This is a genomic window from Bacillus cereus group sp. MYBKT111-2 (assembly GCF_051915205.1).
Lineage (GTDB): Bacteria > Bacillota > Bacilli > Bacillales > Bacillaceae_G > Bacillus_A > Bacillus_A paranthracis.
In genome coordinates this window covers 55450-72540 of sequence record NZ_JBQAEG010000002.1, presented here as the reverse complement: position 1 = coordinate 72540, position 17091 = coordinate 55450, and the positions used below count along the sequence as shown (strand labels likewise).

Here is a 17091-nt window from a genome sequence, read left to right as displayed (position 1 = left end):
TTAGACAAATAATCGACATGAAAAAGTTTTATGTAAAATATATCCGTTACAATGTATGAACTCCTATATTTATTGCAAAACTATGGATAAAACGGAGGTGTAAATTTTGAATGATTTCACAGTAGTGCTTATCAAGTTTATATCGTGCATTATCGCATTTAGTATCGGACTCGCTTTATTTTTCCCAGCAACGTTCGTCCAAATTATTTCGTTCAGTCTCTTTGTTACAATCGTATCTTATATGTTCGTTGATAAAATCATATTAAATCGAATCGGTAATACCGGTGCCATTATGTCGGATTTCTTACTAACGTATTTAAGCGTATGGATTTTCGGTAATATTTTATTAGACAACTATATGCAAATTGCATGGGGAAGCATCCTTTCCGCAATTGTCTTCACATTATCAGAAGTAATCGTTCATCGCTTCTCTAACTCTCACACAAGGCACCACAACGATAATATTCGTATTAATCGTCGCTTCGCATATGGTACGGAGTTTGCGGAAGAACAGAATATATTGGATAAAGATAAGAAGAAGTAATATTTTGATACAGGAGCGCCCTTTTTAATTATGTGGTGCTCCTTTTTTGTGTTTTCATTATGGTACGTGAAATTATATCAACGATTTTTCAAATATATCAACGATTATTTCAATATATCGACATTTCGACAAAGGATATCGACTTACCGACATTATTTGACACGATTTCCTCTAATAAAAAACTGCCTCTTATTTAGAGACAGTTTCTTTCAAATCTTTTAACGTAACAACATTAGCAAACGCTCCAAACACTACATTATGATGCTTCACAATGTCTTCAGCACGTAACACCTCTGTATCAAACGTACTATGTGCATCGCTCACTAACGTTACTTTATACCCTTCACTAAACGCTCTTCGCGTTGTCGTATCCACACAGTACTCCGTTTGCATTCCTGAAATGATAACATGATCGATTCCCTTGTCTTGCAATACTTCTTTTAGGTTCGTCTTGTGGAATGAATCTGGAGTCGTTTTTTCAACCACACACTCCCCTTCTAGTGGAGCAATTGCTGCATGGATCTTCCACCCGTCTGTACCCTTTTCTAACGGATGGTCTTTCGGTCCATTATGTTGCACGTAAATTACCGGAATATCATTTGAACGGCATTCTCCAATAAGCTCTTGCAATATTTCTAAAAACTTTTCCCCATTATGTACTGGCATTCCTGCTGTATACATACCTACTTGCACATCGATTACTATTAATGCTTTTTTCATATCGCGCAGCTCCCTTTTATTTATATTCCATCATCCAACAATCTTCTAATACCCCTTCATGCAGTTCATGTTCCTTTAAAATCTTCACCTTTTTAAATCCGCATTTTTCATAACACTTTATTGCACGTTCATTATTTACTTTCGGGTCCATTGCAATTGCTTCTGCTCCCGTGTTCTCCATAATATATGTAATTGCTGCCTGAACAAGTTTCGTTCCAATTCCCTTTTCCCAATAGGCGGGTTCTCCAATAAATTGATCCATCCCCCATACATTATGCGATTCTTCATAGCCATATAATGTTTTCCACTCCGAATCAACTGGATACATTTGAATATAACCAATTGGCACATCATCAAACTCTATTAAGCATCTTTTTTCAGGACTATTTGGATTATGTATAAAATGATTCAGTACCATTTCTACTGATTGCGGATTATCTCGTCCTTCGTAATACTGCAGTACTTCTTGGTCTGTTAACCATTTTGAAATGATTGGTGCATCCTCTTCTACTACATACCTAACCGATACATTATCTTTTTGAAATAGCATATAGTACCTCTTTTTAATTCTTTATATTTTTTCTTGTAGTGAAATCTTTCATTGCCCCTATTAGTGCGTATGGTAACAATGTAATGGCAAAAAATGCTGTAAACACATTAAAATGAGGAATTTTATATGGCGTGAACCATTCTGTGAAAAATTGAGAATTTAATACTCTATTAAAGAATTCTCCGCCAGGTCTAAAGTTTGGTGCCCATGCAGTTACTTCACAAATAATAAACAACAATTGTACAATTATAAATACCCCAAGATAGCGAAACCATGTTCGTTTCCAAATTGGTTGCGCCTTATTTAAATTCGCTTCCATTTCGCCCCCACCTTTTTTATTTACATCATATTAATTATACACTTTCTACGTTTCATTTGTTAAAATTTTCTATATAATCATTCACGTTGGGGGAATACATTATGTCTAATCCTATAAAATCAACATTAATCATCCTTAGAGGAAACTCCGCAAGTGGTAAAACAACAATCGCAAAGCAACTACAAGAACATTTCGGACAAGGCACACTTTTAGTATCACAGGATGTTGTACGTAGAGATATGCTTAGAGTACACGACACGATCGGTAATTTATCACACGATTTACTATTTGAAATTACAAAGTACGGAAAAGGGAAATGTGAGTTTGTTATTTTAGAAGGTATTTTAAACAGTCGTAGATACGGTGATATGCTGAAAGAATTAATACATTTTTTTGAAGGAAACGTGTATACATATTACTTTGATTTATCGTTAAAAGAAACGATTCGACGACATAACACAAGAGAAAAGCGGCATGAATTTGGTGAGGATTCCCTACAAAAATGGTATAATCCGCACGATACAATTGAAGTTACTAAAGAAACTATTTTTACAGATAACTTCACACAAAAAGATATATTTGATGCAATTCTTAATGATGTGATGGTACGAAAATAAGACCGACAGAATATGTCAGTCTTATTTTCATTATGTTATATTCTAGATTTATTATAAAATCTTCACTTTAACTGTTTGTCTTCCCCAATTCATCGCTTTACTTTTTGAACCCATTAATACATCAATGCGATTACCTTTAATTGCACTTCCGGTATCTCCAGCGATTGCTTCTCCATAACCTTCTACCCATACTTTAGATCCTAATGGGATTACTTTCGGATCTACTGCGATAATTCTCATATTTGGATTAGCCGTTAAATCATGCCCCATCGCAGTTAAAACGCGTCCACCATATGTACCATTCTCACTCGGATCAGCAGTATATGCTGTCGCCACCACCGTTAATTCACGTTTAGCAGACTGCGCGTTATTTTTAGACTCTTCTTTTGCCTTTAGTGCTTCTCGTGCTTTTGCCTCTTCCTTGGCTTTGGCTATTTCTCGTGCTTTCGCTTCTTCCTTAGCCTTTGCTATTTCTCGTGCTTTCGCCTCTTCCTTAGCCTTTGCTATTTCTCGTGCTTTCGCCTCTTCCTTAGCTTTGGCTATTTCTTGCGCTTTTGCTTCTTCTTTAGCTTTGGCTATTTCTCGTGCTTTTGCTTCTTCTTTAGCCTTTGCTATTTCTCGTGCTTTCGCCTCTTCCTTAGCTTTGGCTATCTCTTGCGCTTTCGCTTCTTCCTTAGCCTTTGCTATTTCCTGTACTTTCGCTTCTTCCTTAGGTTTTGCTACTTCTTGCACTTTCACTTCTTCCTTAGCCTTTGCTACTTCTTGCACTTTCACTTCTTCCTTAGCCTTTGCTACTTCTTGCACTTTCACTTCTTCCTTAGGTTTCGCTACTTCTTGCACTTTCACTTCTTCCTTAGGTTTCGCTACTTCTTGCACTTTCACTTCTTCCTTAGGTTTCGCTACTTCTCGGACTTTCACTTCTTCCTTAGGTTTCGCTACTTCTTGCACTTTCACTTCTTCCTTAGGTTTTATTGTTTCTTTTGCCTTTGTTATCTTCTGTGTTTTAGCTTCTTCCTTAGCTTTCACCGATTTTTGTACTTTCGCTACTTGCTTCTTTTTCTCGTCAGCCTTTTTTTCAATTGGTGCTTTACTTGATAAGAAAGAAACATTTACATAAGCTGTTTTTCCCTTATACTCAAATTGTAGCCATCCGTCTTTTACTTGCTTCGTTGATTCAATTACATCATCTTTTTTCAGTCTGCCAAGAATTTTTGATTCTGTGTTTGATTCAGAACGTACATTTAACAAATCTGCTGTTACATGGTAAATATCTTTAGTAAACTCCGAGCTTACAAATACTTCTTTACCATTTAACTCAATTTTTGACCAGCCATCTTCGGTATTGATGACTTTTAACTCTTCCCCATTTTTTACTTTTTCGACCACTTTTGATTCTGTAGTCGGTTTTTCACGTACGTTGAGTACATCTGCTGTTACGATCGTTTCTGCAGTAGCAGTTGTAGTAAATGCTCCCAATCCGAAAACAGTTGCTGTTGCTGCGCCAATTACTTTTTTCATATTAACCTCCATTATATTTTTTGAATTCTATCAAATACTCCCATTAAAATAAGAGATTTAATGAAAGCATTCGCAACAGATATATTAATACGACTTAATATACTGTTATTAAAACTCCTTACTCCAATACTATCAAATTCTTATTTCTAATTCTATATATTATAAGTCTCCTTATCTTCTATAAACGTTTCATATCCGTCTTCACACTAAATAGTTGTCACAATTCCCACCAAAATAAACTTACGAGCGACTATAGTCCCCTCATGATCTTTCACACTACATTCGCTCGTTTTTTGCAAAAAGTTCATTTTACATAAAAATTTATTTATTACAATAAGAATATAAGATATATTTTTTTAAAAGGAGGATTTCAAGAATGAATAAAGAGGATAAAATTCACGCTGAGAAAGTGTTGAAAAATCTATTCATCGGATCACAAGTTGATGGATTACAATTTGGTATTTCTCCAGGCGCTATAAAGATTCATTTCACAAACTTTCACGACTCCGTTGATTATGACGGACAATTATATATCAATATCGAATCAAAATGGTGTTTATTTAATAAACCTCCAAAAAGATATCCATTACATGAAAATGAATTTGAAGATTATTCTGAGGAAGAAGAATATGGGAGAATATTTGAGATAAGAAGACAAAAAGTTACCGATATACAACTCGGCTTAGAAAGCCCTTATTTAATTGTTACATTAGAGAGTGGACAAATTATTTTTGTAAATGGTTTTCATGATTATTATGAATGTTGGCAAGCTGGTGTCCAATATGAGCAATGGCTTGTAGTTGCTGCACCTGGGAATGAAATCACCACTTGGACTCCCGATGAGTTTATCGATAAATAAACTGGTTTCACGAAGAAGAACCGAAGATATTTTATGAAGTACTATACTAATGAACTACATAACTATTTCTATTACACGTAAACAAAATGACTATTTTACTTGAATAGAACTCACTTTATTAAAGCTGAAAGGATGATATTGATGGCATGTGTCCATGATTTTGGAATAATTGATGATTTTACTTCTCGAAAAAATTACGAGGATTATACACCAGAGAAATATCATTGTATTTCTGTTGATGATGATATTATCAGTAGTTTAAATCAAAATTTATCAATTATGAAAACCTCCTTCCATACAGTCAAAAATCAGGAATACGGTTTAATCTATTACGGTATTACAATTATTCCACCTGAATCATTAGCAATATTCTATGAAACAGTTACATCTTCAAAATTCTTCAAAAGTTCTGATGAGCTGAATGAGTTAGCTTCAAAAATTGCACAAGCTACAGCAGAACAAAAGTACATGATCCATTATGGGGTTTAAATGTAATACAAAAAATGCTTAGAATTTCTCCCAAGAGTTTTTTGTATAGTACTAATAAATTTATTCATTAGTCATTTAATCAATGCTTGAACCTATACCCTCACCTTTTACAAGTGAGGGCTCCCCTATTAATCTAAATAAGCGTCTCATTCCCAAGCTTCCAGCTAAACCATCTCCCATGCCCTTCCGTTTCTCCAACCGTTTCACGATATTCGTTTCCGTTAATATAATAATCAATATGAAGGTCCCGGTCCCACATGTTGTTATATAGGTGGAATACATCACGTTTTGCACCGATTTCTTGGATTTGTTTTTCTAACTTACGTTTTACTTGTTCAGGTATTTGATTTGCGACGTGTGTATGAAAAATGCAGATAACCGCATCTTCACTTATTCGTTCAATAATAGATGGTAATAACGCCACACCGTCTCCTTCTATTAATTGAACAGATTTATTTTTTACTAAAGATGCAGCTTTGTCAAACAGTTCAAGCCTTTCTTTATGTTCTGGCCAAATGAGTGCACGTAGCCATAAATAATCTTCATCACTATGTAAATCATTTACATGTAAATCTAGTCCGATTCTTTCTACGACAGGTGGACTTTCTTTTAAAAGTTGAGGCACATTCTCCCCTCTTATTTCAGAAGTTACATGTACATTCGAGTTTATATTTCCGTATGTTTCATCTGTACCGTACGAATAGCTATATTGGTCCCAAAATAGTTGTAATCCAGAACTTGTCCCAATTTCTATTAACGCTAACGGTTTATTCACTTTGTTAAATATGTAACTGAAACTTGGATATAAGTACGCACATCGTCTTACTTCATTCGTTTGCACGAGTTTCGTTTGTAATAAATTAATCATTTCTTCTCTGTACATTTTACAGAAATCTTTAAAATGATCAAAAGCTTGATCTAAATCCGTATTGGCATGTTCAACTAAGCTACTATAATACGTTTTCACATGATGTTCTTTCCCTGTTAACAATAAATAATGTACTGCACCTAATAATAAGTTTGGGACTGGTTGACCTACCTGAGCATAGGACGATAGTGTAAGTACTTCCTCATCTTCAGCAATTTTCATTGCTAAATATTCATATAAGTCACTTGACCCTTTACATTCCTTTATTGAAAAATTTCGAAATAAGTTTGCGATTTGTTCTTGTGTACGCATGTGTATCCCCCTTTTTAATATCCAGAATAATCATACAATAGATTTTCAAAAAGTCCCATAAAAAGGTATCCTTTCTACCCACTTTTGGATACGTAAGCTTTTTCGAGATAATTTCAAACTGTAATTTTTTTCTATTCATTAACTGAAAAGTGCTTGTTAAATAAGAATTTTGGCAAATAAAGCGTTAAATATTTTAAAATTATCAGATAACACTAGATATTTTAGTCTATTAATTATTATAATAGAGTATGAGATGGTTATATAATTGAGACAAAAAAGGTATACACCTAGGTGGGGCCTAGGCGGTGTTTCTCTTTTACGGCTTAGACATAGAAAACACCTACTCTTTTTTGCCAATATAGGGGATGGAGAGATTATCATGAGCAACATGCAGCAAAAAACAGACGTTATCTTAATTGGTGCAGGAATTATGAGTGCAACGTTAGGCTCATTACTAAAAGAATTAGCACCTGAATGGGAAATTAAAGTTTTTGAAAAACTCGCAAGTGCCGGGGAAGAAAGCTCTAATGAATGGAATAATGCAGGTACAGGGCATTCTGCGCTATGCGAACTGAACTATACTTCCGAAAAATCTGACGGATCTATAGATATTAGTAAGGCTGTAAAAGTGAATGAGCAATTCCAGCTTTCAAGACAATTTTGGGCATATCTTGTAAAAAGCAAATTAATTCGTAATCCACAAGATTTTATTATGCCTCTACCTCATATGAGTTTAGTACAAGGTGAAAAAAATGTGCAGTTTCTAAAAAACCGTTTTGAAGCGCTTTCAAAAAATCCACTGTTTCAAGGAATGGAGTTTTCCGATTCTCCTGAAACATTAAAAAAATGGCTTCCACTCATTATGGAAGGTCGTACATCTAATGAGCCTATGGCGGCAACGAAAATTGACTCTGGAACAGATGTTAACTTTGGTGCATTAACACGAATGTTGTTTGATTACTTAAAAACGAAAAATGTCGAGCTAAACTACAAACATAGTGTTGAAAACATTAAACGCACGAAAAATGGTTTGTGGGAAGTGAAAGTACACGATATGAATAGTGGTAAAATTGAGCATCACACTGCTAAATTCGTCTTTATCGGCGGCGGTGGCGGTAGCCTACCTCTACTTCAAAAGACTGGTATCCCTGAATCAAAACATATTGGTGGATTCCCGGTAAGTGGACTATTTATGGTATGTAAAAACCAAAAAGTTGTAGAGCAGCATCATGCGAAAGTGTACGGTAAAGCAAAAGTTGGGGCTCCGCCAATGTCTGTACCTCATCTAGATACGAGATATATAGACAACAAAAAAGCATTACTGTTTGGGCCATTCGCAGGCTTCTCACCTAAATTCTTAAAAACCGGTTCAAACCTTGACTTAATTGGTTCTGTAAAACCAAATAACGTCTTAACGATGTTAGCTGCTGGTGTAAAAGAAATGGGACTAACAAAATACTTAATTCAGCAAGTTATGTTATCACACGAAAAACGTATGGAAGAATTACGCGAATTCATTCCGAACGCGAAAAGTGAAGATTGGGATATTGTAGTTGCTGGTCAGCGTGTACAAGTAATTAAAGATACTGATGCTGGCGGTAAAGGAACACTTCAATTCGGTACAGAAGTTGTTAGTGCGGCTGATGGATCAATCGCAGCATTACTAGGTGCTTCACCGGGTGCTTCTACTGCCGTTCATGTTATGCTTGAAGTATTAGAAAAATGTTTCCCAAGTCGAATGGTAGAATGGGAAGGAAAAATAAAAGAAATGATTCCTTCTTACGGCATTTCATTAACAGAAAATCCAAGATTATTCCAAGACCTTCACACTTCTACAGGTCGTACCCTTGGATTAAATGAAAAAGAAACAGTTCATAATTAATGAAGAAATAAAAACGTCCGATACATTCGGACGTTTTTTCGTTACTAGAAATTATATTTTTCAATATTATCCTTTGTAAATACAACTCGCTCTGGCAATACGATAATTCCGTTTCCTTCTGCCTCATAATCATATCCTTGAATGGAGTTTGGCTCTACTTTCACTTTTCCAATTCCTTTTACTTCGAAGCTATCCCCTACTTTTAACTTCTTCCCTTTTACAACAATTTCATTTGCAACATACGTTGCGAGTGCACCTTGTTGTTTTACATCCCATAAACCAAATTGTGCTACTGTTCCTCGTTTTACGTAATCACGCATAACGTTTGGTGTAGAGAAGCCAGTTACGACTACCTTTTTATCCATTTTTAAATTTTCAGCTGCTTGTGCCATTGCCGGAAGTGCCGTTGCATCTGGACAAATGACCGCATTAATATCAGGATACGTTTTTAAAATATTCTCCCCTACTGACAGAGACTTTTGCGCATTATTTTCACCGTACTGCGTCGTTACAATTTCCCAGTTCGGATATTTCTCTTTAATAATTTCTTTCGCTTTCGTTACCCATTGGTTTTGATCTGTTACTGTTGGGCTAGAATAAAAAAATGCTACTTTCCCTTTATCTCCAATTTGCTTGGAAGTCATTTCTATTAATAAGTTAGCAAGTTGGTCTGGTGTTCCTTGACTTATATAAAAGGAACGATCTTTCGGATTCACATCGGAATCCCATGTTAACACCGTCATCCCTTTTTTCTTAGCACGTTGCAGTGATTGCGATAAACCATCAACTGACGTTGAAGAAACCATAAGTGCATCATAGTTTTGATTAATGAAATTGTTTATATATTTCACTTGCCCAGATACGCTTGCTTCAGACGGTCCATCATATTTCACTTGTACGCCTAGTTTATCCCCCATCTCTTTTGCTCCTTCACCACCTGATGTAAAAAAGCCAACTCCAGTTAATTTTGGGATAAATGCAAATTTCACATCATCAGCTTTTTTCTTATCTGCGGTTTGACTAGAACAAGCGATTAAACCGATTAAACAAATACATACAATGAATACAATCCCTAGTTTTCTCTTCATGACATTTCCCCCTTATGCAAATTCTTTCTTTTCCCCAGTGTGAATTGATGTAATTTGAAATGTCTCATAATAACTGAAAGAATAAGAATCATACCAATTACTACGTTGGATTGTTCATTTGTTAAACCCGTCATTTGCAAACCATACTGCATGAGCCCAATAAAAATACTCGCTAGTACAGTACCGATAATGCTTCCTTTTCCCCCTGTAATAAGTGTCCCGCCTAATACGACTGCTGTAATGATTGGTAAAATTGTTTCACTTCCCATATCAGCACGTGCAGAACCGAAATAGGCAGTTAAGAAAGTCCCCCCTAATCCACCTCCTAACCCGGAAAGCATGTAAGCGATGATGACTACTTTCTTCGTCTTAATTCCGGTGTATTTTGCTGCATTTTCATTCGCACCTGTTAATTTTACATGGCGTCCGTATATAGTTCGGTGAAATAATATAGCACATAAAACTGTTAATACAATCAGTAGCCATAATAAATTTGGTATTCCTACAAAACTACCGTTTGCCAGTTGGACAAATGCGTCAGGTAAACCGCTTATTCCTTCGTACCCAGAAGCACCTGCCCCTCCTGAAATGACGAGTGCAATTCCTCCGTATAAAAACATTGTTCCAAGTGTAACGATGAGTGGTTCTACATCTGTCATTTTTATAATAAGTCCGTTTAAAGCGCCTGCTAAACAACTAATTATTAGGACTATTATGACAGCAAACAAAATAGATATTCCGTTCATCCAAAGTACACCGATCAAGATCGAAGTGAGCCCCATTATTGAGCCGACCGATACATCAATTCCTCCTGTTACAATAACAAAAGTCATTGGTATCGCCGCAATTGCGATAAATAGGAAATCATTTGTGCTAAAAAGGAGATTACTTATATTTAAGAAATCACTATTTATCAAACTAAAAAGGATGAATTCTATAAGAAGTAATACAATTAGAACTCCTTCCCATCTGTATACATACTTCATAGATTCATCCTCCTTTCTGCCTTCCACTTTTTCATAACACTATCTAATATGACGATTAGCAATAATAAAAAACCTGAAATAGCATTATTCCAAAATGCTGGTATTTTTAAAAAGACGAGTGAGCTGCTTATTGTTTCTAAAAATAATGCTCCTAATGCAGCTCCAAATATAGATCCTGTTCCGCCTTTTAGATGAATGCCTCCTAGTACAGCGGCTGCGATTACTTGTAATTCTAATCCTGTACCTGTTTGATTCGGAACGAACCCGATATTCATAACAAATATGCAACCAGCGAGCGCAGCACTTATGCCTGAAATCATAAACGCACATATTTTCACTTTATTAACAGGTATACCAATAAGTCTCGCGCCATCTTCATTATCACCTACCGCATAAAAGTATCTTCCAAATGGCACTTTCCTTAAAAAGAAATATAGTAGTAGTAAAATAATAAGAACGAACCATACAGTTATAGGTAAACCAAAAATGAAGATAGATGACAGCTGCTTAAAATCGTTTGGAATATCTTCAATCCACTTCCCGCCTGTAAAAATTAACATGGCACCCCTAATAATTCCTAACATGCCTAATGTCATAATAATGGCCGGTACCCGAAACTTTGCAACACCAATTCCATTTATAAAACCGAGAATAGCGCCAAGTATAATAGCAGCAAGTATGGACAGAGATGCATGATATCCATCAGTTAACAACATTCCGCAAACTGCTGCACTTAACCCCATGCTTGAACCAACTGATACATCTATATTTTTCGTAAATAAGACGAACGACTGGCCAATTGCTAACACGACTAAAATAACGCTTGATTTCACCATTAAAGATAACGAGTTAAATTGAATAAAACTAGGATTTATCATTCCTACAATAGCTATATAAATTAGTAGTAACGTTATGATAGACGTTTCGTGCATTTTTAGCATGCGTTTCATTCCGCTACACCTCCGTATGCAAGGCGTGTAACTTCATTCACACTCAGTTGTTCTTTTTCCATATGAGAAACAAATCGTCCATTTCTCATTACATATACACGGTTTACTAATTGAACAATTTCTTCAACATCTGAAGAGATTAATAAAATTGCGAGTCCTTCCCTTTTCATTTTTTCGATCGTCTCATACACTTCAAGCCTTGCTTTCGCATCAATTCCACGAGTCGGCTCATCCAGAATAATAACTTTAGGATTGCATGCGAGATACTTTGCAAGCACGACCTTCTGCTGATTACCTCCTGATAAAGATGCCAGTTCTTCATTCATATCCTGTACAACAATTCGGAACTGTTCTATAAACGAATTAACTAAAGCGCTTTCTTTTTCTTGGTTTATAAAAAAGCGATTATTTTGCTGTAAACTTGCTGCTGCAATATTTTCTTTAACAGAAGCAATTGAGAAAATGCCATTCCTCGCCCTATCCTCCGGCACATAAACTAGTCCTTCGTCTAGCCTTTTATGCAAAGAACATGTATCAATTGATTTCCCATCTAATAAAATAGACCCTGTTTTTACAGTTTTCAATCCAAATATCGCTTCTGCTAATTCCGTTCTGCCCGATCCAACAACGCCAGCAATACCTACAATCTCACCAGCATGTACAGTGAATGAAATATTTTCGAATGCGTGACCATTTATATCAATCACTTCTAATATTTTTTTCATCCTTGTGGTCTCTTGAACTACTTCTATTTTCTCTTTCTGTTTATACCCTTTTGGCAATAGTCCCTCCATCAGCATGTCATATGTATAGTCACATACATCTCCTTGACTTACAATCATTCCATCTCGTAATATTGCTACTTTGTTGGCAATTTCAAAGATTTCTGGAAAACGATGCGTAATATAAATCATCCCTATTCCTTTTTCTTGTAAACTTTTCATCAACCCAAAAAGACTCTTAATTTCGTGAGTTGTTAATGTCGATGTTGGCTCATCTAGAATAAGAATCTCGGCTTCTCGTATTAATCCTCTCACAATTTCTACTAACTGTTGTTGCGCAATCGATAATGATCCTCCTAGTTCATTAAGGTCAATATCCCACCCTAGACTGTTAATCAATTGCTCAATCTGTACTCTTAATTTCTTTTTCTTTTCTTTTAACCCGATACATATATTTTCTTCAATAGTCATATGCGGAAAAATGAGCGGTTCTTGCGGTATTAAATACATACCTTTTCGGTGTGCTTCTGATGGATTTGAAAACTGTTGCTTCATTCCTTTTACATACATCTCTCCATCATCATACGAATATAACCCCGTTAATATTTTCATTAATGTTGATTTCCCGGCGCCATTTCCCCCCACTAAAGCGTATATATTTCCGCGCTCTACTTGTAAGTTCACTTCTTTTAATACAAGTTGATTTAAAAACGCCTTACTCATTTTCTTTACTTGTAATAAAGGTACGTTCTCCACATGATGTCACCTGCCTTTATACAGAACATTTTTTGAGAAAATGATTATTTGTTCTACTTGTTTTGTAGCATTGTATATTCCTTTTTTTATATCTAGAACACTTTTTTCTAGGCACTATTAATCGTTTCAACTGGAATAAACAAAATATACAGCACATATGTTTAAACAGTGGTCAATTGTTGAAAGGGATGAAGAGTATGACACAGCTGAACTTTGAAGAGAATTTATTAACGAAAGTAGCTTGGTACTATTATAAAGACCAATTAACACAACAGGAAATCGCTTCACTTCTTCATATTTCAAGAAATAAAGTCGTCCGGTTATTAGATAAGGCGCGGAGTGAAGGCATCGTTACATTTCATGTAAAAGGGACTGGTTTACACTGTTTAAGTATTGAGCGTGACTTAATAAAAAAATTCCATTTAAAAGATGCATTCATTATCCCTACTCCAACAGACAATTATGCTACTTCTCTCGGAAAAGCTGCTGCGCAATATTTAGAAACTCAGCTTCAACAAGGTGATTTACTTGGCATTGGCTGGGGTGAAACCATTAGTAAAATGCTAGAAAACATTCATTTTGAAAGCTCTATTAATCTTTCAATCGTAACGTTAACAGGCGGAGTAAACCACTATCTCCCGAGAAAACAAAACTATTTACACTACATGCATGGCGACCTTCACATTATCCCTACGCCGTTTCTAGCGTCTACAACCGAAATGGCACAAAGTATTCTATCAGAACCGAGTGTAAAAGATATGCTTCATGTCGCTTCACTTGCTCATACAGCTGTTGTCGGTATTGGAGGATTATCTCAAGACGCTACGATTGTAAAAGAAGAAAAATTAACTTTACGTGAGATGACATATATTCGTAGTCAAAACGGTGCTGGCGATATTTTAGGACAGTTTTATGATACAAATGGCGATTTATTAGAGCTCTCGCATCACAATCGTCTAATTGGCACACCCCTCTCTGTTTTGCGCAATATGAAGCATGTCGTCGGTGTTGCTGGAGGTATAGAAAAGATAGATGCAATTTATGGTGCCTTAAAAGGAAAGTTTATTCATACATTAATTACCGATGAGGAAACTGCCCTCTCCTTATTACGAAAGGATGGTGATTGTTAATGTCCCATTTATTAGCTTTCGATGCTGGTACAGGAAGCATTCGAGCAGTTCTTTTTGATTTACATGGGAATCAAACTGCAGTAAGTCAAAAAGAATGGATTCACAAATCTGACCCTCGTTATCCAGGCTCTATGAACTTTGATGTAATAGAAAATTGGAAGCTAGTACAAGAATGCACGAAAGAGGTTCTTCAAAAAAGCAATACCCCTGCCTCTTCTATTCTTGCTATTAGCGCTACAAGTATGCGGGAAGGATTTGTTTTATATAATCAAGATGGGCAAGAAATATGGGCGTGCGCAAATGTTGATGGGCGTGCATCCGCGGAGGTTAGTGAACTAAAAGAAATTCGGTCACATCTTGAAAAAGATTTATATACAAAGTCTGGTCAAACTTTTTCATTAGGTGCTTTACCTCGCCTACTTTGGATAAAAAAACATGAACCCGACGTCTATAATTCTATTCACTCTTTTACAATGTTAAACGATTGGATTTTATATAAACTAAGCGGCGTGCTGCAAATTGATCCTTCAAACGGTTGTACGTCTGGAATCTTTGATTTACAAAATAGAAATTGGGATAACGATGTAGCTAAAGAGTGTGGTATAACTTTGCCATTTTCACCAAAAGTAAATGAAGCTGGCACTGTGATTGGTAATGTTACAAAAGAATGTGCAGCATTAACTGGATTACGAGAAGGAATTCCTGTTGTAGCCGGGGGCGGAGATGCTCAAATGGCATCGCTCGGAACTGGAGTTGTGAAACCGAATCAAACATTAATATGCGGAGGTAGTTTTTGGCAACAAGAAGTGAATGTTACTGAGCCAATAGCGGATCCGCATGCTGCGATACGTATAAATTGTCACGTCGTTCCGAACCTTTGGCAATATGAAACGATTGCCTTTTTCCCTGGCCTCGTTATGCGCTGGTTTCGAGACGCTTTTTGCCAAGAGGAAAAGAAACTTGCTGACAAACTCGGTGTAGATGCCTATGAATTACTTGAAGAACAAGCGAAGGACGTACCTGTCGGCTCACATGGTATTATCCCTACTTTTTCAAACGTTATGAACTACATTTCTTGGCGTCATGCCGCACCTTCTTTTTTAAATTTAAGTTTAGATGCTGACAAATGCGGAAAAAAAGAACTGTTCCGTGCTATTGAAGAAAATGCCGCCTTCGTAACACTTGGAAACTTACAATTAATAGAAAATCTAACTGGTATATTCCCTTCTGAAGTCGTTTTTGCTGGTGGTGCCGCTAAAGGAAAACTATGGCCACAAATTCTATCAGACGTCCTTGGTATTCCTGTAAAAGTACCTGTTGTGAAAGAAGCAGCTGCTTTAGGAACTGCAATTGCTGCAGGAGTTGGTGCTGGCATATATGCATCTATGGAAGAGACTGCCGAAGAATTTGTACAGTGGGAGCAAACATTCGAACCAGTTACTGAAAATCACGAACTATATAAAGAATTCTATGAAACATGGAAAACTGTATATGACAGTCAGCTCACTTTAGCTGATAACGGGCTCACCTCACATATGTGGATTGCGCCTGGTGCACTGTAACACATTACATAAAGGAGTGAACTGTATGCTAAAAGCGAATGAAAATGACTTCTCCTATCGCTTCGGTGATAACGGGCCAAAATATTTAATACAAGGTCCCAATATTGATCTTGGCCTTGTTGTCATTCAGCCTGGGCAGGAGTTTCAAAACCATTATCATACGACGTGCGAAGAGGTCTTTTATGCATTAGAAGGTGAAATAGATTTCTATGTAAATAACGAAAGAGTTCCAATGAAACAAGGTGATGTCCTGCAAGTTCGTCCTCATGAATCTCACTATCTTATTAACCATTCTGACAAACCTTTTAAAGCGGTTTTTATAAAGTCACCACATTTACCAAATAAAGATACTGTTCAAACGGAAAATCCAACATTAACGAAGGAGTGATTTTGAATGACTTGGGGATTTAAAAATCGATTAAATACAATTTTACCTGATGGTAGAGCAGTTATGTTAGCGATAGATCACGGCTACTTTTTAGGACCAATTCACGGGCTTGAACAACCACTTGAAACAGTTAAAAACTTGCTTCCTTACACAGATTCCCTCTTTTTAACGCGAGGTGTACTTAGCTCCTGCATTCCTGAAAACTGCAGCACACCGATGGTTATGCGTGTATCAGGCGGAGCTACTGTCGTCGGTAAAGACTTAGCGAATGAAACAATTGTTACACCTGTAAAAGAAGCAGTAAAACAAAATGCAATTGGCGTCGGCGTTTCTGTTTTCGTCGGATCAGACTATGAAACACAAACAGTTACAAATCTCGCAAATGTAGTTTCAGAAGCTCACGATTATGGTCTGCCAGTACTCGGCATTACCGCAGTTGCCAAAGAACTACAAAAACGAGAAGCACGCTTCCTAGCACTTGCTTCTCGTGTATGCGTTGAAATGGGTGCTGACATTATTAAAACGTACTACTGCGAAGGATTCGAAAAAATAACAAGCACTTGCCCTGCCCCAGTCGTCATTGCTGGTGGACCAAAACTAGATTCAATTGAAGACGCATTAAACATTACGTACAACGCACTGCAAGAAGGGGCAATTGGCGTAGATATGGGCCGCAACATATGGCAATCCGAACATCCAGCTGCGATGATTCAAGCGATACATGGTATTGTGAAAAATGGGTTGAATGTGAAAGAGGCGTTCGAACTTTATAATGATGTAAAGAACTAATGTAAAGGGACAGACTATATATTAGTTTGTCCCTTTACAACT

At 36.4% G+C, this 17091-nt stretch carries 18 protein-coding genes; 9 read left to right on the top strand and 9 right to left on the bottom strand.

What is annotated here, in order from left to right:
* The first annotated feature begins 106 nt into the window (after positions 1-106).
* Positions 107-544, top strand: coding sequence for a YndM family protein (locus tag ACTFNE_RS05500; protein ID WP_046199249.1), 438 nt, complete (start codon positions 107-109; stop codon positions 542-544).
* 189 nt (positions 545-733) lie between these two features.
* On the opposite strand, the gene ACTFNE_RS05495 is transcribed toward ACTFNE_RS05500, so the two are convergent.
* From ACTFNE_RS05495 to ACTFNE_RS05485, 3 genes are read right to left on the bottom strand one after another with little or no spacing between them, the layout of a single operon-like run.
* The gene (locus tag ACTFNE_RS05495; protein WP_270704948.1) at positions 734-1264 is read right to left on the bottom strand and encodes a cysteine hydrolase family protein; all 531 of its coding nucleotides are present in this window, start codon (positions 1262-1264) and stop codon (positions 734-736) included.
* A 16-nt stretch (positions 1265-1280) separates the two neighbouring features.
* Entirely contained in the window at positions 1281-1814 is a 534-nt protein-coding gene (locus ACTFNE_RS05490; RefSeq protein ID WP_270704949.1) for a GNAT family N-acetyltransferase, read from the bottom strand.
* Positions 1815-1827: 13 nt separating this feature from the next.
* Positions 1828-2133 (bottom strand): YfzA family protein, encoded by a 306-nt coding sequence (locus tag ACTFNE_RS05485; protein ID WP_270704950.1) that lies wholly within the window; start codon positions 2131-2133, stop codon positions 1828-1830.
* 101 nt (positions 2134-2234) lie between these two features.
* On the opposite strand from ACTFNE_RS05485, the gene ACTFNE_RS05480 reads away from it, so the two are divergent.
* On the top strand, positions 2235-2750 hold the full coding sequence (locus tag ACTFNE_RS05480; RefSeq protein ID WP_270704951.1) for a kinase: 516 nt from the start codon (positions 2235-2237) through the stop codon (positions 2748-2750).
* 51 nt (positions 2751-2801) lie between these two features.
* On the opposite strand, the gene entB is transcribed toward ACTFNE_RS05480, so the two are convergent.
* Complete coding sequence (gene entB, locus ACTFNE_RS05475) at positions 2802-4268, bottom strand: cell wall-binding protein EntB (RefSeq protein WP_439997965.1); 1467 nt, start codon at positions 4266-4268, stop codon at positions 2802-2804.
* A gap of 376 nt (positions 4269-4644) precedes the next feature.
* Here entB and ACTFNE_RS05470 point away from each other — a divergent pair, with 376 nt between their 5' ends.
* Both ACTFNE_RS05470 and ACTFNE_RS05465 read left to right on the top strand, forming a co-directional pair.
* Positions 4645-5127, top strand: a complete 483-nt coding sequence (locus ACTFNE_RS05470; protein ID WP_046199255.1) for a hypothetical protein — start codon at positions 4645-4647, stop codon at positions 5125-5127.
* Positions 5128-5268: 141 nt separating this feature from the next.
* On the top strand, positions 5269-5616 hold the full coding sequence (locus ACTFNE_RS05465; RefSeq protein ID WP_046199256.1) for a hypothetical protein: 348 nt from the start codon (positions 5269-5271) through the stop codon (positions 5614-5616).
* Between the two features lie 133 nt (positions 5617-5749).
* Here the strand turns inward: ACTFNE_RS05465 and ACTFNE_RS05460 are convergent, their stop codons facing one another.
* Complete coding sequence (locus ACTFNE_RS05460) at positions 5750-6796, bottom strand: DUF2332 domain-containing protein (RefSeq protein ID WP_270705827.1); 1047 nt, start codon at positions 6794-6796, stop codon at positions 5750-5752.
* 379 nt (positions 6797-7175) lie between these two features.
* On the opposite strand from ACTFNE_RS05460, the gene ACTFNE_RS05455 reads away from it, so the two are divergent.
* Positions 7176-8678, top strand: coding sequence for a malate:quinone oxidoreductase (locus ACTFNE_RS05455; RefSeq protein WP_000069168.1), 1503 nt, complete (start codon positions 7176-7178; stop codon positions 8676-8678).
* 44 nt (positions 8679-8722) lie between these two features.
* On the opposite strand, the gene lsrB is transcribed toward ACTFNE_RS05455, so the two are convergent.
* The 4 genes from lsrB to ACTFNE_RS05435 are packed head-to-tail and all read right to left on the bottom strand — an operon-like array spanning position 8723 to position 13180.
* Positions 8723-9766, bottom strand: coding sequence for an autoinducer 2 ABC transporter substrate-binding protein LsrB (gene lsrB / locus ACTFNE_RS05450; protein ID WP_046199258.1), 1044 nt, complete (start codon positions 9764-9766; stop codon positions 8723-8725).
* Complete coding sequence (locus ACTFNE_RS05445; protein WP_270705828.1) at positions 9763-10752, bottom strand: ABC transporter permease; 990 nt, start codon at positions 10750-10752, stop codon at positions 9763-9765. Before ACTFNE_RS05445 ends, lsrB begins: the two co-directional genes overlap by 4 nt.
* Positions 10749-11702 (bottom strand): ABC transporter permease subunit, encoded by a 954-nt coding sequence (locus ACTFNE_RS05440; protein ID WP_046199260.1) that lies wholly within the window; start codon positions 11700-11702, stop codon positions 10749-10751. The genes ACTFNE_RS05445 and ACTFNE_RS05440 overlap by 4 nt, the downstream gene beginning before the upstream one ends.
* Positions 11699-13180 (bottom strand): sugar ABC transporter ATP-binding protein, encoded by a 1482-nt coding sequence (locus ACTFNE_RS05435; protein ID WP_270705829.1) that lies wholly within the window; start codon positions 13178-13180, stop codon positions 11699-11701. Before ACTFNE_RS05435 ends, ACTFNE_RS05440 begins: the two co-directional genes overlap by 4 nt.
* Positions 13181-13359: 179 nt before the next feature.
* Here ACTFNE_RS05435 and ACTFNE_RS05430 point away from each other — a divergent pair, with 179 nt between their 5' ends.
* From ACTFNE_RS05430 to lsrF, 4 genes are read left to right on the top strand one after another with little or no spacing between them, the layout of a single operon-like run.
* Positions 13360-14310: a sugar-binding transcriptional regulator gene (locus ACTFNE_RS05430; protein WP_141108626.1), complete on the top strand. Its 951-nt coding sequence runs from the start codon at positions 13360-13362 to the stop codon at positions 14308-14310.
* Complete coding sequence (lsrK, locus tag ACTFNE_RS05425) at positions 14310-15872, top strand: autoinducer-2 kinase (RefSeq protein ID WP_270705830.1); 1563 nt, start codon at positions 14310-14312, stop codon at positions 15870-15872. The genes ACTFNE_RS05430 and lsrK overlap by 1 nt, the downstream gene beginning before the upstream one ends.
* 25 nt (positions 15873-15897) lie before the next feature.
* Positions 15898-16260 (top strand): cupin domain-containing protein, encoded by a 363-nt coding sequence (locus tag ACTFNE_RS05420; RefSeq protein ID WP_000909989.1) that lies wholly within the window; start codon positions 15898-15900, stop codon positions 16258-16260.
* Between the two features lie 6 nt (positions 16261-16266).
* A complete protein-coding gene (gene lsrF, locus ACTFNE_RS05415; protein WP_270705831.1) occupies positions 16267-17049 on the top strand; it encodes a 3-hydroxy-5-phosphonooxypentane-2,4-dione thiolase in 783 nt (260 codons plus the stop codon).
* Positions 17050-17091: the final 42 nt, after the last annotated feature.

Coding starts and splice junctions, on each gene's coding strand:
- ACTFNE_RS05455 (WP_000069168.1), top strand. CDS start 7,176: ATGAGCAACATGCAGCAAAAAACAGACGTTATCTTAATTGGTGCAGGA.
- ACTFNE_RS05485 (WP_270704950.1), bottom strand. CDS start 2,133: ATGGAAGCGAATTTAAATAAGGCGCAACCAATTTGGAAACGAACATGG.
- ACTFNE_RS05465 (WP_046199256.1), top strand. CDS start 5,269: ATGGCATGTGTCCATGATTTTGGAATAATTGATGATTTTACTTCTCGA.
- ACTFNE_RS05470 (WP_046199255.1), top strand. CDS start 4,645: ATGAATAAAGAGGATAAAATTCACGCTGAGAAAGTGTTGAAAAATCTA.
- lsrF (WP_270705831.1), top strand. CDS start 16,267: ATGACTTGGGGATTTAAAAATCGATTAAATACAATTTTACCTGATGGT.
- ACTFNE_RS05480 (WP_270704951.1), top strand. CDS start 2,235: ATGTCTAATCCTATAAAATCAACATTAATCATCCTTAGAGGAAACTCC.
- ACTFNE_RS05495 (WP_270704948.1), bottom strand. CDS start 1,264: ATGAAAAAAGCATTAATAGTAATCGATGTGCAAGTAGGTATGTATACA.
- ACTFNE_RS05445 (WP_270705828.1), bottom strand. CDS start 10,752: ATGAAGTATGTATACAGATGGGAAGGAGTTCTAATTGTATTACTTCTT.
- lsrB (WP_046199258.1), bottom strand. CDS start 9,766: ATGAAGAGAAAACTAGGGATTGTATTCATTGTATGTATTTGTTTAATC.
- entB (WP_439997965.1), bottom strand. CDS start 4,268: ATGAAAAAAGTAATTGGCGCAGCAACAGCAACTGTTTTCGGATTGGGA.
- lsrK (WP_270705830.1), top strand. CDS start 14,310: ATGTCCCATTTATTAGCTTTCGATGCTGGTACAGGAAGCATTCGAGCA.
- ACTFNE_RS05460 (WP_270705827.1), bottom strand. CDS start 6,796: ATGCGTACACAAGAACAAATCGCAAACTTATTTCGAAATTTTTCAATA.
- ACTFNE_RS05440 (WP_046199260.1), bottom strand. CDS start 11,702: ATGAAACGCATGCTAAAAATGCACGAAACGTCTATCATAACGTTACTA.
- ACTFNE_RS05420 (WP_000909989.1), top strand. CDS start 15,898: ATGCTAAAAGCGAATGAAAATGACTTCTCCTATCGCTTCGGTGATAAC.
- ACTFNE_RS05490 (WP_270704949.1), bottom strand. CDS start 1,814: ATGCTATTTCAAAAAGATAATGTATCGGTTAGGTATGTAGTAGAAGAG.